This window comes from Campylobacter concisus (assembly GCF_002913945.1).
GTDB lineage: Bacteria > Campylobacterota > Campylobacteria > Campylobacterales > Campylobacteraceae > Campylobacter_A > Campylobacter_A concisus_P.
This window is the reverse complement of sequence record NZ_POZK01000026.1, coordinates 1-18,827: the sequence shown is the minus strand read 5'-3', so window position 1 is coordinate 18,827 and position 18,827 is coordinate 1. Positions and strand designations below refer to the sequence as shown.

Sequence of the window (18,827 nt, the reverse complement as noted above, 5' to 3'; positions counted from 1 at the left end):
AAAGTTGTGGCAAAGCAAAGAGTTAACGAGATAGAATTTACTAACCTTTACGACATTGATATGGAGCGAGCAATACTAAGCTCCATTTTGCAAAACAACGATATTTTAGGTGAAATTTTTGATATTGTTAAGGCAAAGGATTTTTATCTAAAAGGGCATTCGCAAATATACGATGCAATGGTAGCATGCCTAAATAGCGATGATCCTATAACTATGCCATTTTTAAAAAATAGACTTGGCGAAAAATACGACGAAGAGCTAATACTAGATATTTTGGGTACAAATTCCCTAATAGACATTCAAAAATACGCAAACGAACTAAGAGAAAAATCTATAAAACGAAGTCTTGTAAAGATCGCTCACAATATACCAAGCAAAGTAAATGAAGATAAACCAAGTCGCGATATGGTCGATGATCTTAGCCAGGAATTTTACTCTTTGATAGAAGGTGGAAGCACTGGAGTTATAAAAGAAGGCAAAGAGATCATCATGAAAATGATGGATCATATTAATGCTCAGGCCTTGCTTGGCGAAAAAGATATAGTTGGACTTGATACTGGATTTAAGAAGCTAAATGAGATGATAAAGGGCTTTAAAAATGGAGACCTCATCATCGTCGCAGCTCGTCCAGGCATGGGAAAAACGACGCTTTGTTTAAATTTTATGAGTCAGGTTTTAAAAAATAATGCTGGAGTTGTTTTTTTCTCACTCGAGATGCCAGCTGAGCAAATAATGATGAGAATGCTAGCAAGCAAGACCTCTATCCCACTTCAAGACATAATGACTGCAAAGATGGATGATGAAGCGTTGGCTAGATTTAGCGATGCTTGTGAGGAGTTTGCTGCTAGCAAGCTTTTTGTACATGATAGCGGCTATGTAAATATCCATCAAGTAAGAACGCAAATGCGAAAACTAAAGGCTATGCATCCTGAAATTTCACTTTGTGTGATCGACTACATCGGTCTTATGATGAGTACAAATAACTACGCTGATCGTCACGTCCAAATAGCTGAAATTTCTCGTGGATTAAAGCTTTTAGCACGTGAGCTAGATATGCCAATCATCGCTCTTTCTCAGCTAAACAGAAGCCTAGAATCTCGCGCAAATAAACGCCCTATGCTAAGCGATCTAAGAGAGTCAGGCGCGATCGAGCAAGATGCTGACATCATTCTTTTTGTCTATAGAGATGAGTTTTATCTAGAACAAGAAGAAAAAGAGAAAGAAAAACGCGCAAGTGCCGAGGGCAAAGAGTACAAGAGCAATCACGTCTTTAATAAGCTTCAAGAAAAGGCTGAGATCATAGTTGGCAAAAATAGAAATGGCGAAACTGGCTCAGTTGATGTGCTCTTTCAAAAGCAACACTCAAGGTTTGAAGATATGTCTGCAATGCCAGTATCTGATGTTTCATTTGAAGGCTGATGCGTTTTAAAGCTTTAAAAAATAGAGAAATTTTTACTATATTTTGTCTGTTTTGCCTTTGTATTTTTTCTATAAATTTAGCTATTAGCTACCATAAATATCAAATTTTCATGGACAAAGGCGAACAAGAGCTAACAGCAACCGTGATTTCTAGCTATGAAAAGCTTGGAGATGACGGCAAGAAAAGGCAAATTTTAAAGCTTAAGACTGATGAGTTTTCATTTTATACGCTTGGAGCTAAAACAGATGACTTTAAAGCTGGAGATAATATATTTCTAAGCGTCATAAATTTAGACGTTAGTTTTAAAGACTATCTTGCTTCCTCCTTTTACATGCCTAGCTTTTCACGCGAAAAACTGCCACAAAAAGCCACGCTAAATATCAATCAAAAATTACAATCACTAATCTACGCCCAGCATGAAAATAACAAAATTTCACAGCTCTACTCGGCTCTATTTTTAGGCACAAGTATTGACGCAGAGTTAAGAGATGACGTCTCGCACCTTGGTATAGCGCATCTTATAGCCATAAGTGGCTATCATTTAGGCTTTATAAGTGCGGTTATATTTTTTGTATTTAGGCCGCTTTTAAAATTTTTATATGCGAGGTTTTTACCTTTTAGAAACTACAACTTTGATCTAGCCATTATCGTTTTTATAGTCTTGTCATTTTACTTTTTTATAATAGGCTTTATACCAAGCTTTTTGCGAGCGTTCTTAATGAGTATTTTAGGATTTTATTGCGCGTTAAAAGGTGTTAAAATTTTAAACTTCAAAACACTTTTTATAGTGGCACTTGTTAGTATATCGCTATTTCCGCAGCTACTTTTTAGCGTAGGTTTTTACTTTTCACTCATGGGCGTTTTTTACATATTTTTATATTTTAAACACCTAAAAGATAAATTTTCACCCTTCATCCATCTTATACTTTTAAATTTATATGTTTGCTTTGCAATGGAAATTTGTGTGCTTTATTTCTTTCCGCTCATTAGCTTACAGCAGCTTAGCGTCCTTGCTATCAACTACATCTTTAGCATTTTTTATCCATTAAGCGCCATACTTCATATGGCTTCGTATGGCGGCATTTTTGATGGATTGCTAAATAATGTTTTAAATTTTAGACTAAGCTCAACTAAAATTTTCTTGCCAGCTATTATTTTTATCTTTTATAATATCGCTTCACTTCTAGCTATAAAATTTAGATCAATATTCTACATTTTGCCACTATTTGGACTTCTGTGTTTTGCTATTGCTAGCTATAAAATTTACGCCTAAGCGATCTTCATACCATAAAATTTCATTATCTTATTGTGAATTATCAAAGATATATACATTATAACAGCGCCTAAAATTAGCCTAGTTAAGTCTGTATCCTTTTGCCAAAAGACTAAATTTACGATGATGGCGGCTGGAATGAGAGCGTTATTCATAATGGCAAGCACGCCACTATCAACTTCGCAAGCACCTTTGTTCCACATAAAATACCCAACTCCACTAGCGACTATGCCAAGCCAGAGAAGCACTAAAATTTGCGTTGAAGTAAGTGAAAATTTGGCTGGATTGCCAAGAGTAAGAAGCGCAACGACAGCTACAAAAAATGCCCCAAAGTGAAAGTAGCCAAAGACATTTTTTTGATCCACGTCAAATTTTTCTAAAAGTGCTTTATATGCGCTCTGCCCTGCTCCAAAGCAGATATTTGCCGCTTGCACTAGCAAAAAGCCCTTTAATACACCATCGTTTATAGCACCGTATTTTATGACCAAAGCTCCAAAAACTGCAACGCCAACGCTAAATAGATAAAGTGGTCTAAATTTAAAGCTAAATGCGTCATAGATGAGCGTCACATAAAACGGCGTAAAAATGGTAAAAAGTGCGACTTCTGGCACGCTTAGATACAAAAATGAATTGTAATAAAATAGATACATAAGTCCTATTTGCACCGCTCCGATCGCCATTATGCCAAATGCTAGCTTTGGGCTGATGCCACGAAATTTTGTAAATGGCAAAAAGACTAAGCTCGCAAGCGCAACCCGAATAAAAACAGCCAAATAGCTATCAACCTTACCAGCTAAAAATTCCCCTATCAAACTAAAGCTAAACGCCCACAAAATGGTTACAAAGATCAGTTTATTCAATTATCACCTCATTTATTTTTCTTGCACATTCAAAAAAATACTCAAGCTTGTTTAGCTCAAGTAGATCGCCATCAAGGATAAAATTTGCCCTATCACTAAAATTTTTCTCACTCACAAATAGAAATTCTTCATATTTTATCTCGCCATCAAGATAGCCATTTAGCAAATCAACAAAATCACTATCAAGCTTACCTTGCTTAAAATCTTGCAAATTTAACTTTGCACTTAAGCCTTTGATCGTGCTTTCTAGCTCTTTTAGGCGAGTGATTATCCTATTTTCCTCATCGCTTAGATCAAGTGCCGCCTTTTGCTCTTCAATGCGTTTAACTTGACTTTGCTTGCTAAGACTTAAGCTATCAGGTAGCTTCCACTCAAACTCCACTCTAGGCCTGTTCGCATCAGCGTAAGCGCCTATCATCTGCGAAGTCGTCCTCTCACCTTTTTTAAAGCTGTTATTATTCACACTTTGCGTATCTTTTAAGTAAATTTTTGGAGCAAATTTACTCTTTTGCTTCTCATTTTCTTGCTCTTTTATAAATTTTTCTTGCTCCATCGCCCCAAGTTTTGCGCTTATATCATCTTTGCTAAAATCAGGCATCACTATCTTTGAGCCAGCATTAAAGCCGATCTCGCCGTTTGAGAGTAAATTTATCCTTGAGTTTAGCTCTGCTAGCTTAAGCCCAAGCTCGTCAAGCTCAGATCTTTTTTTATTTAACGTGAAATTTATCGCATCAAACTCGGCTTTATTTATCTCGCCATACTCAAACCAAAACTCATTTTCAGCCACAGCCTTGGCAAAACTATCCACAAATTTTGTCTCTAAATTTATAAGTGAATTTAGTGCAACGGCGTTAAAATAGACCTTTGCGACCTGAAAAGCAGTGAGATTCATCAGCTCTTCATCTTTGTAAATTTTCTCCACGCCCTTGTGGTCTAAAATTTTATCAGCAGCTTCGCTTGCGCCGCCATCAAAGATAAGATACTCAACCTTTGCTGTGATCGATCCAGCCTTTGTCATATATCCGCCCTTTATCTCATCAGGCACAAAGGTATATCTGCCATCAAGGGATAAATTTAGCTTTTTGCTCTTATTTTTATTTATATATTCATTTTTATTAAATTCTTTCAAACTCTCAAGCCTTGCACTTTGCGCTAGAGCGATGATCTCTAGTAAATTTCCAGCCCAAAGAGGCAAGGCAAAGAGCAAAACTGCCAAAATTTTCTTCAAATTCTCTCCCTTTCATAAAATTTTCTTATAAATTTATCAAGATTATAGACCCATGCAAAAAGCACTGGCACGACAAGCAAGCTTAGCAAAGTCGAGCTAATGAGCCCAAAGATGATACTTATAGCCATAGGTGAGTTGGCCTCATAGCCAGCACCCCTGCTAAGAGCAAGTGGCAGCATGGCAAATATCATCGCAAAAGTGGTCATCAAAACAGCTCTTAGTCGCTTCTTAGCAGCCATTTTCACAGCTTCGTTCGCCTCCATGCCGCTATTTGCAAAGTGGTTTGCAAAATCAACCACCAAAATGGCGTTTTTACCGACCATGCCAAAGAGCAAGATGACGCCAACCATGACAAATAGGCTAAATGGGTTGCCGCTTATAAAAAGACCGATCACGACGCCACAAAAGGCAAGTGGCATGGCAAGCATGATAAGAAATGGTAGCAAAAAGCTCTCATAAAGTGCAGCAAGCACCATATAAATAAGCACCGCACTAGCACTCACTGTAAAGATAAAAGAAGCGTTCGTATCATCCATCAGCTCCACAAATCCTAGAAATTTATACTTGAAAGTTGCTGGCAAAATTTCATCAAGCTTCTTTGAAATTTCATTTGCCACGCTATTTAGCGGAGCGTTGTTTTTAGTATTTGCTAGAAATTTGATCTCATCGGCTCTATTAAACCTTGAAATACTAGCTGGCTTTTGCTCAAAACTAATCGTCGCCACATCGCCAAGTGTCACGAAAAAGCCCTCATTGCTTCTTATCTTGGTCTTTAAAATATCATTTGTATCGCTTCTAAATTTATCATCAAGGCGCATATAAAGCTCATACTCTTTGCCATTTTCGTTTTCAAAAACAGAGACCTCGTTTTCGCTAAATGCGCTATAAACGGCGCTTGCAACGCTGGCTTTGTCTAAATTTAGCCTCTTAGCCTTATCTTCATCGATAGAAATTTGCACGCGCTTTAGCAGATCTTCTTCAGGCGAATTTACGTCCGTTGCGTCATTTATCTCTTTTAGCATCTTGCTGATCTTTGGCACAAATTTCTCTAGCTCTTTGCCATTTTCGGAGGTGATAGTAAGCTTAACTGGCTGCACATCGCCACCTTCAACCACCGGAAGATCAGCTACGATGACGCTCATATCATCACTTTTTAGCTTGTCACGAAAACTTTGCATGATAGTGTTTTGCCGCTCGTGATTAGCTCTATCTTTTAGCTCCTTTAGCCTAACATAAGCTTTTACAAGATAAGGCTGCTTAGCGTCTGTGTAGCCAAGGATGAAGTAGGCGTAAGCTACCTGCGGATCAGCATTTATGAGTGAAATTTTATCTTTTAGCCTCTCTTTGCTAGCTTGCAGGCTAAGTGAGGGATCAAGTTTAAAGTAGATGTTAAACTCCGAGTTATCCTCGCTTGGCATGAAGTCACCGCCTACAAATTTAGCCAGAGCAAATGAGCAAACAACGACCACAAGCGTTGTAGCTAAAAATATGAGCTTAAATTTAAGCGCTAAGGCTAAAATTTTCTCATAGAAATTTTCAAGCGCCTCAAAAAATGGCTCGCTTTTTAGAAAAAAGCCGCTTTGTTTGGCATTTACAAACCTAGCACTAAGCGTTGGCACAAGAAAGATACTAACAAAAAACGATATGACTATGCCAGCTGCCACGCTCATGGCAAATGAGTTAAAGTATTTGCCAACGATACCACTCATAAAGGCTATTGGCACAAAGACGCAAAGCAGCACGAGCGAGATCGCAAAGACGCTAAAAGCTATCTCTTTTATACCTGCAAAGCTTGCTTTTAGGGCATTTGGCTCATCTTTTAGCTTGCTAGCGATATTTTCAGTGACGACGATCGCATCATCTATGAAAATTCCAATGCCAAGCGTAAGGGCAATAAGACTTAGGCGGTTTATGTCGTAGCCTAGGGCGTTTATGATGAAAAATGTTGCCACGATACTAGTTGGGATCGCTACGACTGAGATGATAGTGATCGAGAAATTTCTTAAAAACAGATATACGATCACGATAGTTAGCAAGACGCCAAGGATCATATCAAAGGCGGTTTGATCGATGTGCTTTTGTATTACTTCGCTCTTATCGTAGGCTATTTTTACGTCGTATTCGCTGCCAAGCAGGCTTTTAAACTGATCTAGCTTTACTTTAGCTAGAGCGATCACGGTTAGAGCGTTTGCGTCTGGAGCTAGCTCAAGACCCAGCAAGACGCCACTTTTTTTATCCATTATCGCTGCTTCGTTTGCGTCTTTGTAAGCAAGATCAACGCTTGCGATATCTTTTAAAAAGACCCCTTGTTTGATCGTTAAATTTCTTATCTCATCTATGCTTTTGGCGCTGAAATTTGACTTGATCGCCATTTGGATCTGCTCATTTTCTATCTTGCCAAGAGGTGCTTTTGAATTTTCAACCTTTATCAAATTTGCCACTTCATTTGCGCTAAGAGCGTTTTTATCAAGCTTAAATCTATCAAGTAAAATTTTCACCGCTGGCTCTAAAAAGCCATTTGTCTTGACCTTTGAAACACCGCTAATGCGCTCTAAAAATGGCTTTGCAACGTCATCGATTTCTTGCATGAGTTTAGTTTGATTATTATCAAGCCTTGTGACAAAGAGGCTAAAGACAGATGACGAGAGCCCATTTAGCTTTTCTATCTCGTAGTTTGCGTTTAACCTTGCTTTTTGCATCTTGTCGCGGACGTCGTTTGTAGCGCTCTCTAGGTCTTTGTTTAGCTCAAATTCGATGCTTACCACGCTTAGGTTGTCAAAGCTGGTTGAGTAAAGCTTTTTTATCCCCTCGATGCTTGAGACCTCGTCCTCGATCTTTTGCGTGATCTTTGTCTTGATGTAGTTCATATCGCCGTTTGCGTAGGTCGTGATCTTAACGATTGGGATATTTACTTGCGGGTACAAATTTACATTCATCGTCTTTAGCGAGTAGATGCCAAAGACAACGAGGCTTAAAAATATCATAAGCGTAGTTATGGGGCGGTTGATGGCTGTTTTTATCATTTATTTTCGCCGATTATCACTTTTCCTTGACCAAACATGCCTGGTTTTAGCCCAGTGTCATAAGCCTGGGCGTAAAATTTCCTAGTCTCTCTTTTTATCTCTGGGTAAATTAGCGCTATTTTAACCTCTTTTCCCTCGCTTGTCGCGTCAAGCTTAAATTTAAATATGTCGCCAACTTTTACTAAATTTGCATATTTTTCGTCAATCGCTATTAAAATTTTAGCCTCCTCAGAGTTTAGAACAAAGGCTGGCTGAAGCGGCGAAGCACTCTCGCCAAGCTCGACATTTTTACTAGCTATCACGCCATCAAATGGAGCTTTTAAAACAGCTTTTTTAAGGCGATCTTGTGCATTTAAAATAGCAATTTGAGCACTTTGAACCCGAAGTATCGCTTCGTCAAATTTATACTTTACTTCATCAAATTCTTGCTTTGAAGTGACGTCCCTTACTTGAGTAAATTTACTTAAAGTATTTTTTGCAAATTCACTAGCATTTTTGGCAAGCACTAGATCGTTTTTTGCCTTTTTTAGAGCGATCTCAAGGCTCGTTTGATCAAGACTAGCTAAAACGTCGCCCTTTTTAACGTGGCTTGAGACATCTACAAAAATTTTATCCACCTTACCGCTGCTCTCAAATGCAAGCTTTGAGCTTTGCTTAGCATAGACTTCAAAATCAGCAAAAATCTCTTCTGCTGCAAATGAAAAGATGCAAAATATCATTAAAATTATCAGCTTTTTCAATCTCTAATCCTCTCTAAAATCGGCTCGCCATTTTCAAAAAAGAACTCCGCTTTTTTAATCTCAAGCTCATCTTTCGCCCCTTCAAAAAGGCTAATAGCGTCAAATTTCTGAGAGAGCGCCTCAAGCAGGTCGCTATATCCCAAAAGCCCAGAGTTATACTTTTCATAGCTAGCTTTTAATGCCAAATCGCTTGCTTTTACATATTCGTTTAGTGAAGCGATTTTTGAAGTAAGTACCACGATTTCACTTTGCAAATTTTTAAGCTTTGTCTCATTTTCACGCCTTTTATACTCCAAATTTAGCCTTGCCTCATCAAGTGCGATCTTCTGGGCCTGACTCATCTTGCTAGTGGCGAAAAAATCAAAAATTTTCCATTTAAAAGCGATACCAAATTTATTGCCGTGTGTATCTTCTTTTAGATATTTGTCAAGATATGGGCGGTAAGCGCTATATTTGCCAAGGTCGATGTCGTAGTTATTTTTGTAAAATCCATAGGTGTCATAAAGCGAAATTTGAGGCAAGAAGCCAGCTCTTGTCTCGCTAAGCTTAGCCTCGCTTAAAGATATATCTTGATTTAGCCTATCAAGCTCGGCATTTTTTGAAGCTAAATTTGAGCTAATATCAGCCATTTTTGCCCCGCTAAGTGGAGAAATTTGCTCGCCTGTTAGCAAATTTATCTCATTTAAAATTTGCTCCATTTTGTTTTTGTATTCAAGCTGCGTGCTGTTTGCCAAGTGGTATTTTGCCCGCACATTTTCTAGCTCATCTTTTGCGGCAAGGCCTGCAATGTTTGCCTTTTCAAGCTTGTCTAAAACGCCTTTTAAAAAATTTGCCTGAGCCTTTTTGGCAGCTATTATATTTTCAAGTGCGCAGGCGTTAAAGTATAAATTTACAGCCTTAAAAGCAAGGTAGTTTTTGGCTTCATCGCTTGCGATGGCAGCTTTATTTTTTAAAAGCTGGCTCATCTTTAGCCTAGCCTCTCTAGCTCCACCATCATATAGCAAAAAATCAATCCTAGCTAGCACGCCAGCTGACTCTTTGGCGACTATGCTTGGAAAGGTGCTTGCATTTTTGCCGTATGAACCCTCTAGGCTGAGGCTTGGCATATATGAGCTTAATGTGGCTTCATCGTTTAAATTTGCTCTTTTTAGCTCAAGCTCTTTGATCTTTGAAATTTCATTTTGCGTTGCTTTGTTTGCGATCACACTTAAATTTGAACCAAGCAAAAATACCGGCAAAAAAATGAATAAAATTTTTTTCATTAGTGAAAGCTTTTTACAAGATTTCCTATTAGTAAATTCCAGCCATCAACAAGCACGAATATGAGCAGTTTAAATGGCAGTGAGATCATTACAGGAGGAAGCATCATCATACCCATAGCCATCAGCACTGAGCTTACGACCATGTCGATGACAAGAAATGGCAAATAGAGCAAAAACGCTATCTCAAAAGATGTCTTTAGCTCACTTATCATGAAAGCTGACATTGCGATACTTAGCGGTATCTCTTCGATATTTGCTGGATTTTGTAAATTTCTAATCCTAAAGAAAAGTGCAAGGTCTTTTTCTCTTGTGTTTTTTACCATAAATTCTTTAAATGGCTTTAAGCTCTTATCAAGCATCTCTTCATAGCCTATCTGCTCAGCTATATAAGGCTTTATGCCATCATTATAGCTCTTTTGCCCAACTGGTTCCATGATAAAAAAGGTAAGAACCATCGCAAGCGAGATAAGCACTGTTGAAGGAGGCACTTGTTGCGTGCCCATGGCTTGGCGTAAAAATGAAAATACGATAACAAGCCTTAAAAAACTTGTCATCATAAAAATGAGCGAAGGAGCGAGTGCAAGTGCGGTGAGGATTAGTAAAACATTTAAAGAATTTACAAGTTGCTCGGCATTTGTTGGAGAATTTAGACTTAAATTTATAGTTGGTAGTGCAGGATCAGCCCCAAAAACCGTGCAAAGTAAAACCGCTAAAGCAAGCAGTGCTTTCACGACTAATTCCTCATATCAAGGATACTTTTCTTAGTAGCCTCTTTATTTTTTGGCTCAAGCGATATGAAGTGAATTTCTACTCTATTATTCTTAGCTCTGCCATCTTCTGTGCTGTTACTAGCGATCGGATCAAACGAAGCTTTGCCAGAAGCTATTATTCTATTTTGTGGTACGCCATCGTTAATTAGCTCTTCAACCACGCTTAAAGCCCTTGCAGTTGAGAGCTGCCAGTTATTTTTATAAGCTGAGTCTTTGCTTGGTTCTATATTATCTGTATGGCCGATAATATCGGCTTTTACATCATTAGGCATTTTCGCAACAATCATGCCTATTCGTTTTAAAAACAGCTTCGCATCTTCGCCAGAAATTTCAGCACTATCTTTCTCAAAAAGCATAGTTGCTGGAAGCCTTACGATAAAGCCATCTTCACTCTCTTCCATAGTGATCTCAGGTGCCCCGCTAGCAGCTAGTAATTCATTTATCTTTTTAACATTCATATTTAGCTCACTTTGTGAGCCCTTTTGCTTGCTTATCTTTTTTGCACGAGTATTTTCTGGATCCGTCTCTTTTTCTATCTGATTTTCAGGTCTAGCACCACCTTCAAGCACACTTAATGCACCAGCTAGTGAGCCAACGGCAGCCTCCATCTTTTTAGCATCCATTGTCGCCATAGAAAGCAATAAAACGAAAAAACAAAGCAAAAGTGACATAAGGTCGCCAAAAGCAGCTAGCCACTCAGGCATACATTTTGGACACTCTTCTGGTTTTATTAACTTACCCATTATTCGAACTGACTTTTTCTATCTTTTGGTGGTAAAAATGCTAAGAGTTTAGCTTCAAGCGTTCTTGGATTATCACCCGCTTGTATCGACATAATTCCCTCAAGTACGACTTGTTTTTCAAGTGCTTCATCAGCATCGCGAATAGAGAGGATATTTGCCACAGGCGCACCTATGATGTTACCTATCATCGCACCATAAAGTGTCGTAAGCAAGGCAACCGCCATTGATGGGCCGATCGCACTAGGATCTGACATGTTAAGAAGCATCGCAACAAGACCGATTAGCGTTCCGATCATACCCATCGCACCCGCAAAACCGCCAACTTGCTCAAAAATTTTAATATTATTTGAATGTCTTGTACTAGTTTGATCGATATCGATCTCCAAAAGCGCTCTGATCGCATCTGGCTCATTGCCATCGACCGCCATTGAGAGGCCTCTTTTTAAAAACTGATTTGTCTCATTATTTACTTCGCTTTCAAGCGATAAGATACCATCACGTCTAGCTTTAGTTGAATAATCGACTATTTTTTTTATAGTCTCAGGCAAATTTACTACGACTGATGGCTTAACAGCAATGCCATAAAATTTACCAATTCCTTTAAGCGTCTCCATCTTGAAGCCAACCATCATAACGCCGATAGTACCACCAAAAACGATCATCACAGAAGGGATATCGATGTATGGTCCTATACCAACGCCTATCGCCATTGATCCAAACAAAAGCACCAGGGTCAAAACCCAGCCGACGACGGTTCCTAAATCCATTTAAACTCGCTTTATTTATAAATTCTTAAGAATTGCTATTTTATTAGCTTTTTGTTGAAACAATCGTTAAATTAAAAAAAATGTTTGGCATTTTTTGCTACAATCTGCGAAATTTTTAACGTTAAAAGGCTTAAAAATGAACAATACTTCAATCATAATTTTAGCGGCTGGTCTTGGCACCAGAATGAAATCAAAACGCCCAAAAGTTCTATTTGAACTTTGCGGTGAGCCAATGATTATTCACATCTTAAAGCAAGCTTATGCGATAACAAATGACGTTAGTGTCGTGCTTCATTACGAAAAAGAGTTAATTAGCAAAAAGATAAAAGAAATTTTTCCTCAAACTAAAATTTTTGAGCAAGACCACACAAATTTCCCAGGTACTGCTGGTGCGATAAAGAGCGTAAATTTAAGCGGCGAAAAGGTGCTTGTAACTTGTGGCGATATGCCTCTTGTAAAATCAACCGATCTAATGCGTCTAGCAAATGCCGAAGCAGACGTGGTTATGAGCTCATTTGAAGCAGCAAATCCTTTTGGCTACGGCAGAGTCATCATAAAAAACGGCAAAGTTGAAGGTATCGTCGAGCAAAAAGATGCTAGTGAAGCGCAGCTTGCCATAAAAAGCGTAAATGCTGGCTGCTACTGCTTTAAGCGTGAGGCGCTAGAGCAAATTTTACCGCTCATAAGCAACCAAAATGCGCAAAAAGAGTACTACCTAACTGATGCCATAAAAATAGCAAATGAAAAGGGCTTAAAGTGCGTTGCAGTAAATGTTAATGAGCAAAATTTTATGGGCATAAATGATAAATTTCAGCTTAGCATTGCTGAAAAGATCATGCAAGATGAGATCAAGCAAAATTTGATGAAAGCTGGCGTCTTGATGCGCATGCCTGAGAGTATTTTCATAGATAGCAGGGCTAAATTTGAAGGCGAGTGCGTGCTCGAAGAAAACGTAAGCATTCTTGGTGAGTGCGTCATCACAGAGAGCATCATCAAAAGCTCATCGGTGATAGAAAGCAGCGTCATCAAAAACTCAGACATCGGCCCACTAGCTCATATAAGGCCAAATTCTGAAATTTCTGACACACATATAGGAAATTTCGTCGAAGTTAAAAAAGGTGTTTTAAATGGCGTAAAAGCTGGACACTTAAGCTATCTTGGCGACTGCGAGATAGAAAGTGGCACAAATATCGGATGTGGCACGATCACATGCAACTACGATGGCAAAGCAAAATACAAAACCAAAATCGGCAAAAATGTCTTTGTTGGCTCAGATACACAGCTAGTAGCCCCTGTAAATATCGCTGATAATGTCATCATCGCAGCTGGTAGCACCATCACAAAAGACGTTGAAAGCGGTGCGCTAGCGATTAGCAGAGCTCGACAAGAAAACAAAAGCGGCTTTTTTGAGAAATTCTTTGGCAAAGATGATGTTAAAAAATAAGAAAATTTTACTTGCCGTTTGCGGTAGTATCGCCTTTTATAAGGCATTCGAAATTTTATCACTGCTTAAAAAGCAAGGCGCTGATGTTTATGTGGCTTTAAGTAACGGAGCGCTTGAATTTTGCAGTGTAAGCGGCTTTGAGGCGCTAAGTGAGCATAAAATTTTAAGCTCACAAACGCAAAACTGGCAAGACGGCGTAAATCACATAGCCTACTCTAAAATGGATCTAGTCCTCATCGCACCTGCCTCGGTAAATACGATAAATAAGCTAACAGCTGGCATCTGTGACAATGTCTTCATGCAAACACTAATCGCCGCCTCACACGTGCCCCTAGTTGTCGCTCCAGCTGCAAATAACAATATGATCGAGCACTTCGCGACGCAAAACTCACTTGAAATTTTAAAGAAAAACGGTGCTTTAATTGTTGAGCCGGTTCTTAAAACTCTAGCTTGTGGCGATGTTGGCAAGGGCGGTCTTGCCAGTCCTGAGATGATAGTAGAAGCTGTCATAAAAAGACTTAGCAAGCCTCTTTTTGTAGGCAAAAAAGTAGTAATCACTGGTGGCGCGACGACAGAAAAGATAGATGATGTTAGAGCCATTACAAATTTCTCAAGCGGTAAGATGGCGATGGCGCTTGCGAGGGCTTTTTACTACGCTGGCGCTGATGTTATGCTGCTTGCTAGCTTTGAAGCGAAAAACGAGCCATTTGAGATTTTGAAATTTGGCTCAAGTAGCGAGCTTTTAGAGCTTTGCAAGAGCGAGTGTGAGAGTGCAAATTTACTTGTGATGTGTGCTGCAGTAAGTGATTTTATGCCGACAAAAATTGATGGCAAGATAAAAAAAGAGGACGTTGGCGAAATTTTAAGCTTAAGTCTAAAGAGAAATGTCGATATTTTGCAAAGCTTAAAAGAGTTTAAATGCAAAAAGATCGGCTTTAAGCTTGAAATCTCAAGCGAGAGCGCACACAAAAACGCTAGAGCAATGCTAGAGCAAAAGGGGCTTGACGCAGTTTGTCTAAATATATTGGGTGAGAAAAATGGCTTTGCAAGCGAGCAAAATGAAATAAATTTTATCACGAAAAATAATGAAACTTTGCTGCCGCTTGCCGCAAAAGACGAGATCGCAAGACATATCGTGGAGCTAGCGGCAAATTTATGATAGAGAAAATTTCTCGCATTCAAAAAATAGCAAAAAATGCAAATTCACCGTTAGTAGCTATAAATTCGTCACTTCCGCTTAGTATCTTAGTAAGCCAAAAGATCGGTTTTAACAGATACATTTTAAATTTTGCAAATAGAAATTTAAACACAAAAAGCGCAAAAGAGCTAAACGTAGCCTCGAGATACTGGGGCGAGGTGCAAAGCCAGGGCGAAAATATCGTCATAAAAAATTTATACGAAAAGCCAAGAATTTTAGACGAAGATGTCTTGGCAGATGGGCTAAATCTTATCGAAAATTTGATAGAAAATGAGAATTTATCGTGGTTTTATGACCATTTATTTAAAAGTTTAAGTGAAGCTAAGACGAAAGACGAGATGAAAGTGCTAGCGAAAATGCTCTTTGCTCTGCAAGAAAATGTCGTGCATATACCATTTATTTATAATGGCATAAACGGCGTTTTTCAGCTAAAAAAAGAGGAGAATGATATGAAAATTTTTTTAATATTTTCAAATTTTGCTCCACTTATTTTTAAATTTAAAGATGAAGCTTTATGCGAGATCGCAACTCCATTTAATAATGTAGCTAGCTTGCTAAAAAGAGAATTTAACGCCAACATAACAGTGCAAAATGTGAGTGCTCTTTGGAGCAAAAAAGAACAAATTATTGATATAAAAGGCTAAAGATTGAATGAATTAAACCACCTTGCTATTATCATGGATGGAAATGGACGCTGGGCTAAAAAACGTGGATTTTTGCGGACAAATGGGCACGAAGCCGGAGCAAATGTAGTAAGCGATATGTGCGAATTTTGTATCGATAATGGAGTGAAAATTTTAAGTCTTTATGCATTTAGCACCGAAAACTGGAAAAGACCACAAAAAGAGGTCGAGTTTTTGATGATTTTGCTTAAGAAATTTCTCATTTTAAAGCGTGCTGACTTTATAAAAAATGGGATCAAATTTAACACAATTGGCGATATTTCGCCATTTAGCGATGAGCTAAAAAACGAGATAGAAATCACCAAAAACGCTACAAGAGAGAATAAAAATTTATTATTAAATTTAGCTATAAACTACGGCTCAAAAGATGAAATCATTAGAGCCGCAAGAAAGCTAAATTTAGAAGGCTGTGAGATAAGTGAAGCAAGCCTAAATGCAGCACTTGATGAGAGTGAGCCGGTAGATCTTCTCATTAGGACTGGTGGCGAGAGCAGGCTTTCAAATTTTATGCTTTGGCAAGCAAGCTACGCGGAGCTATTTTTTACGTCAACACTTTGGCCTGACTTTAGCAAGGATGAGCTTACAAGCATCGTTAGTAAATTTAAAAACATAGAGCGAAGATTTGGCGGAGTTTAGCGAGATAATGGATAATTTAGTCATCTTTTTTGCCGTTTTTGCTTTTGTTTTTGGCATCTGCGTGGGCTCATTTTCAAATGTGCTGATATATCGCTTGCCACGAAATGAGAACATAAATTTTCCAGCTTCTCATTGCCCAAACTGTGATCATAAGCTAAATTTTTATCACAATGTTCCAATTTTTTCGTGGCTATTTTTAGGTGGCAAATGTGCCTTTTGTAAGCAAAAAATAAGCCCCATCTATCCAGTGATCGAGCTAGTTTCTGGGATACTTTTTTTGATCTGTTTTTTTAAAGAGTGCGGCGAAATTTTAAGTGTAGAAACACTGCTTTACGCGCTATTTTTAGGGCTTTGCTTTATAATGCTGCTAGCTCTTAGCGTCATAGACATAAGATATAAAGCTGTGCCAGATCCACTTCTTTTTGCGGCGCTATTTTTCGCATTTATCTACGCTCTGATGCTTTTTATATTTAAAGGAAATTTTGCCCAAATTTTAAATTTATTCCTTTTTGCACTTATCTTTTGGGTGCTTAGATTTGTCGTAAGTTTTGCCATAAAAAAAGAAGCGATGGGTAGTGCAGATATCTTTATAGCAGCGATCATCGGAGCTATTTTGCCAGCCAAACTGGCTCTAGTGGCGATCTATCTTGCAGCGCTTTTTACACTTCCAGTCTATGCGATCGTTCAAAAAAAAGGCTATGAGCTGGCTTTTGTACCGTTTTTAAGTCTTGGCTTACTTATTACATACGCTTTTAAAGAACAAATTTTAGAAATTTTAAGGTTTATTTATGAGTAGAGTGAATAGATATCTTTTGTTTAACTTCCTAGGGACTTTTGCATCACTATTTAGTACGCTTTTTTTGATCATGTCGATCGTATTTTTCATCCAGATCGCACGCATCACCTCTTACATTGAAATCAGCTTTGGTGAGCTTTTTAAACTCTACTCATTTATGCTTCCACGCGTGCTACTTTTTGTCGTGCCTATCGCATTTTTTGTATCACTTGCGATGACTCTTTTTAGGCTATCAAAAGAGAACGAGAGTATCGTTATTTTTACGCTTGGTGGCTCACCAAATAAGATTGCTAAATTTTTCTTAATATTTTCAGCATTTTTAAGCACCGCTCTACTTGTAATCGCTACCATAATGATACCAATAGCCGCACAGCTAAATGTAAATTTTATTGATTATAAAAAGACTGTTGCAAAGCTAAATTTAAAACCAACTCAGTTTGGACAAAAATTCTCCGACTGGATGGTCTATGTGGGTAGTGAAATGCAAGATAACAACGGCACTACCTATAAAGATATCGTGATGTTTAATCCTTACATTAAAGACTCCCAACGCTTAATCACTGCAAAAAATGCAAAGATCACTAATACAAATCAAAGCATTGAGCTCTCTTTAGTAGATGGAAAAATGTATGACATAAAAGATGAAATTTATCATCAAAGCAACTTCAAATCCATGAAAATAAGGACTGCACAAAGTGAAGAGATAAGCGATATAGGCAGTATAAAAGAGTACTGGGCGGAGGCAAATAGTAGCGAAAAAAGAAGAAAAGACCTTAGCACATATGTGCTTGTTGCACTATTTCCACTTGCCAGTACACTTTTTGCCATAAGCTTTGGCATCGTTACTTATAGATATGAAAAGGGCATGGTTTATGTTGGTACGTTTGGCGTTTTATTTGGGTATTTTACGCTCATAATGCTATTTTCATCAAAGCCAGCTCTTGCGATTCCGCTAATATTTTTTGTTTTTTTATTGGCAGGAATTTTGCTTTTTAAAGCCAAGATCATGCGAAGATACTAATGAAAATCCAACTAATCTATAGCTACGATGGCTCCAAATTTCAAGGCTCCCAAACTCAGCCGCATGAAAATGGTGTAGAAGATGAGCTTTCGCGTGCTCTAGCTCACGTTGGAATATTTGAAAAAATAGTCTCTAGCTCACGTACAGACAAAAACGTTCATGCGATTAATCAAAGCTCAAGCGTAATTTGTGGCGATCATTTTAAAAATTTAGAGCATCTAAAAGAGCTAATCAACCGCCATGCCCACCCAAATATTCATATAAAACGTATAAATTTAGTTGATGAAAATTTTCAAGCAAGATTTGACGCCGTAGCAAGGTCTTATAGATACATTATAGATCATGGAGAATTTGATGTTTTTAGCTCAAATTATAAAGTCTTTTTGCCAAAATTTGATATCAAAAAAGCAAATGAAATTTTATCTAATTTTGTTGGTGAGCATGATTTTAGCTCCTATATGAAAACAGGAAGTGACACAAAAAGCTCAGTACGAGAAATTTTTAAGGCATTTTGTTATGAATACAAAAACCAAACTATCATAGTTTTTAAAGCGAATGGCTTTTTGCGCGCCCAAGTACGGCTTATGATTGCAAATCTACTTAAAGCTTTAAGTATAAAAAATGGCGGTGAGCTCATCAATGCTTCACTTAACGGATGGCCCGCATTAACGCGTATCCCAGCTCCAGCTGAAGGACTTTATCTAAATAGAGTTTTTTATAAATTTAACTAGGTATTTATTATATTCAATAGTAAGATTATTTAAATATTAAATAGAGAATCTTGTAAGCTAGGATTTCATAGCTAGTTTACCCCCTGCTTTGTATTAATACCCAGAACCTAAAGCCTGCCCGCTTGGTGGCAAGATCGAAACTCTCTTAACCACCCACTTCCTAAAAGCACAAGAAGCTTTAGAGGATAGTTTAAGAAGTATTACTTTACAAGATCTATTAGATGAACTTATT

Annotated in this window: 17 protein-coding genes; 9 read left to right on the top strand and 8 right to left on the bottom strand. The window is 38.0% G+C overall.

Going from position 1 to position 18,827, the window contains the following annotated elements; all coding sequences use genetic code 11:
* Nucleotides 1–6: 6 nt before the first annotated feature.
* Together CYP64_RS06025 and CYP64_RS06020 are read left to right on the top strand one after the other, a co-directional pair.
* Entirely contained in the window at nucleotides 7–1,419 is a 1,413-nt protein-coding gene (locus CYP64_RS06025) for a replicative DNA helicase (protein WP_072594392.1), read from the top strand.
* Nucleotides 1,419–2,693, top strand: a complete 1,275-nt coding sequence (locus CYP64_RS06020; RefSeq protein ID WP_103649057.1) for a ComEC/Rec2 family competence protein — start codon at nucleotides 1,419–1,421, stop codon at nucleotides 2,691–2,693. The genes CYP64_RS06025 and CYP64_RS06020 overlap by 1 nt, the downstream gene beginning before the upstream one ends.
* Here CYP64_RS06020 and CYP64_RS06015 read toward each other — a convergent pair.
* From CYP64_RS06015 to CYP64_RS05980, 8 genes are read right to left on the bottom strand one after another with little or no spacing between them, the layout of a single operon-like run.
* Nucleotides 2,690–3,553 carry an EamA family transporter gene (locus CYP64_RS06015; RefSeq protein WP_103649056.1) on the bottom strand — a complete coding sequence of 288 codons (864 nt, stop codon included), beginning with the start codon at nucleotides 3,551–3,553 and terminating at the stop codon, nucleotides 2,690–2,692. The two genes, CYP64_RS06020 and CYP64_RS06015, sit on opposite strands and share 4 nt — an antisense overlap.
* Nucleotides 3,546–4,781 (bottom strand): TolC family protein, encoded by a 1,236-nt coding sequence (locus CYP64_RS06010; RefSeq protein ID WP_103649055.1) that lies wholly within the window; start codon nucleotides 4,779–4,781, stop codon nucleotides 3,546–3,548. Before CYP64_RS06010 ends, CYP64_RS06015 begins: the two co-directional genes overlap by 8 nt.
* Nucleotides 4,778–7,804, bottom strand: a complete 3,027-nt coding sequence (locus CYP64_RS06005; protein WP_103649054.1) for an efflux RND transporter permease subunit — start codon at nucleotides 7,802–7,804, stop codon at nucleotides 4,778–4,780. The genes CYP64_RS06010 and CYP64_RS06005 overlap by 4 nt, the downstream gene beginning before the upstream one ends.
* Nucleotides 7,801–8,544, bottom strand: coding sequence for an efflux RND transporter periplasmic adaptor subunit (locus CYP64_RS06000; RefSeq protein WP_103649053.1), 744 nt, complete (start codon nucleotides 8,542–8,544; stop codon nucleotides 7,801–7,803). Before CYP64_RS06000 ends, CYP64_RS06005 begins: the two co-directional genes overlap by 4 nt.
* The gene (locus CYP64_RS05995) at nucleotides 8,541–9,806 is read right to left on the bottom strand and encodes a TolC family protein (protein WP_103649052.1); all 1,266 of its coding nucleotides are present in this window, start codon (nucleotides 9,804–9,806) and stop codon (nucleotides 8,541–8,543) included. The genes CYP64_RS06000 and CYP64_RS05995 overlap by 4 nt, the downstream gene beginning before the upstream one ends.
* Entirely contained in the window at nucleotides 9,806–10,528 is a 723-nt protein-coding gene (fliP, locus tag CYP64_RS05990) for a flagellar type III secretion system pore protein FliP (RefSeq protein ID WP_374048483.1), read from the bottom strand. The genes CYP64_RS05995 and fliP overlap by 1 nt, the downstream gene beginning before the upstream one ends.
* Nucleotides 10,529–10,539: 11 nt before the next feature.
* Nucleotides 10,540–11,319, bottom strand: coding sequence for an OmpA/MotB family protein (locus tag CYP64_RS05985; RefSeq protein WP_103649051.1), 780 nt, complete (start codon nucleotides 11,317–11,319; stop codon nucleotides 10,540–10,542).
* On the bottom strand, nucleotides 11,319–12,086 hold the full coding sequence (locus tag CYP64_RS05980; RefSeq protein WP_021091276.1) for a motility protein A: 768 nt from the start codon (nucleotides 12,084–12,086) through the stop codon (nucleotides 11,319–11,321). The genes CYP64_RS05985 and CYP64_RS05980 overlap by 1 nt, the downstream gene beginning before the upstream one ends.
* A gap of 136 nt (nucleotides 12,087–12,222) precedes the next feature.
* Between CYP64_RS05980 and glmU the strand changes: the two genes are divergently transcribed.
* From glmU to truA, 7 genes are read left to right on the top strand one after another with little or no spacing between them, the layout of a single operon-like run.
* Nucleotides 12,223–13,530 carry a bifunctional UDP-N-acetylglucosamine diphosphorylase/glucosamine-1-phosphate N-acetyltransferase GlmU gene (gene glmU, locus CYP64_RS05975; RefSeq protein WP_103649050.1) on the top strand — a complete coding sequence of 436 codons (1,308 nt, stop codon included), beginning with the start codon at nucleotides 12,223–12,225 and terminating at the stop codon, nucleotides 13,528–13,530.
* Nucleotides 13,517–14,689, top strand: a complete 1,173-nt coding sequence (gene coaBC, locus CYP64_RS05970) for a bifunctional phosphopantothenoylcysteine decarboxylase/phosphopantothenate--cysteine ligase CoaBC (protein WP_103649080.1) — start codon at nucleotides 13,517–13,519, stop codon at nucleotides 14,687–14,689. Before glmU ends, coaBC begins: the two co-directional genes overlap by 14 nt.
* The gene (locus tag CYP64_RS05965) at nucleotides 14,686–15,372 is read left to right on the top strand and encodes a hypothetical protein (RefSeq protein WP_103649049.1); all 687 of its coding nucleotides are present in this window, start codon (nucleotides 14,686–14,688) and stop codon (nucleotides 15,370–15,372) included. The genes coaBC and CYP64_RS05965 overlap by 4 nt, the downstream gene beginning before the upstream one ends.
* Nucleotides 15,373–15,375: 3 nt before the next feature.
* On the top strand, nucleotides 15,376–16,047 hold the full coding sequence (gene uppS, locus CYP64_RS05960) for a polyprenyl diphosphate synthase (protein ID WP_103649048.1): 672 nt from the start codon (nucleotides 15,376–15,378) through the stop codon (nucleotides 16,045–16,047).
* Between the two features lie 7 nt (nucleotides 16,048–16,054).
* Nucleotides 16,055–16,843, top strand: a complete 789-nt coding sequence (locus CYP64_RS05955; RefSeq protein WP_103649079.1) for a prepilin peptidase — start codon at nucleotides 16,055–16,057, stop codon at nucleotides 16,841–16,843.
* On the top strand, nucleotides 16,836–17,864 hold the full coding sequence (locus tag CYP64_RS05950) for an LptF/LptG family permease (RefSeq protein ID WP_103649047.1): 1,029 nt from the start codon (nucleotides 16,836–16,838) through the stop codon (nucleotides 17,862–17,864). Before CYP64_RS05955 ends, CYP64_RS05950 begins: the two co-directional genes overlap by 8 nt.
* Nucleotides 17,864–18,595, top strand: a complete 732-nt coding sequence (gene truA, locus CYP64_RS05945; protein WP_103649046.1) for a tRNA pseudouridine(38-40) synthase TruA — start codon at nucleotides 17,864–17,866, stop codon at nucleotides 18,593–18,595. The genes CYP64_RS05950 and truA overlap by 1 nt, the downstream gene beginning before the upstream one ends.
* Nucleotides 18,596–18,827 lie beyond the last annotated feature (232 nt).

What these genes read in the sequence shown, in the direction of transcription:
- glmU (WP_103649050.1), top strand. Translation starts at nt 12,223, where the DNA reads ATGAACAATACTTCAATCATAATTTTAGCGGCTGGTCTTGGCACCAGA.
- CYP64_RS05955 (WP_103649079.1), top strand. Translation starts at nt 16,055, where the DNA reads ATGGATAATTTAGTCATCTTTTTTGCCGTTTTTGCTTTTGTTTTTGGC.
- CYP64_RS05985 (WP_103649051.1), bottom strand. Translation starts at nt 11,319, where the DNA reads ATGGGTAAGTTAATAAAACCAGAAGAGTGTCCAAAATGTATGCCTGAG.
- CYP64_RS05965 (WP_103649049.1), top strand. Translation starts at nt 14,686, where the DNA reads ATGATAGAGAAAATTTCTCGCATTCAAAAAATAGCAAAAAATGCAAAT.
- CYP64_RS05995 (WP_103649052.1), bottom strand. Translation starts at nt 9,806, where the DNA reads ATGAAAAAAATTTTATTCATTTTTTTGCCGGTATTTTTGCTTGGTTCA.
- CYP64_RS06005 (WP_103649054.1), bottom strand. Translation starts at nt 7,804, where the DNA reads ATGATAAAAACAGCCATCAACCGCCCCATAACTACGCTTATGATATTT.
- CYP64_RS06020 (WP_103649057.1), top strand. Translation starts at nt 1,419, where the DNA reads ATGCGTTTTAAAGCTTTAAAAAATAGAGAAATTTTTACTATATTTTGT.
- coaBC (WP_103649080.1), top strand. Translation starts at nt 13,517, where the DNA reads ATGTTAAAAAATAAGAAAATTTTACTTGCCGTTTGCGGTAGTATCGCC.
- truA (WP_103649046.1), top strand. Translation starts at nt 17,864, where the DNA reads ATGAAAATCCAACTAATCTATAGCTACGATGGCTCCAAATTTCAAGGC.
- CYP64_RS05950 (WP_103649047.1), top strand. Translation starts at nt 16,836, where the DNA reads ATGAGTAGAGTGAATAGATATCTTTTGTTTAACTTCCTAGGGACTTTT.
- CYP64_RS05980 (WP_021091276.1), bottom strand. Translation starts at nt 12,086, where the DNA reads ATGGATTTAGGAACCGTCGTCGGCTGGGTTTTGACCCTGGTGCTTTTG.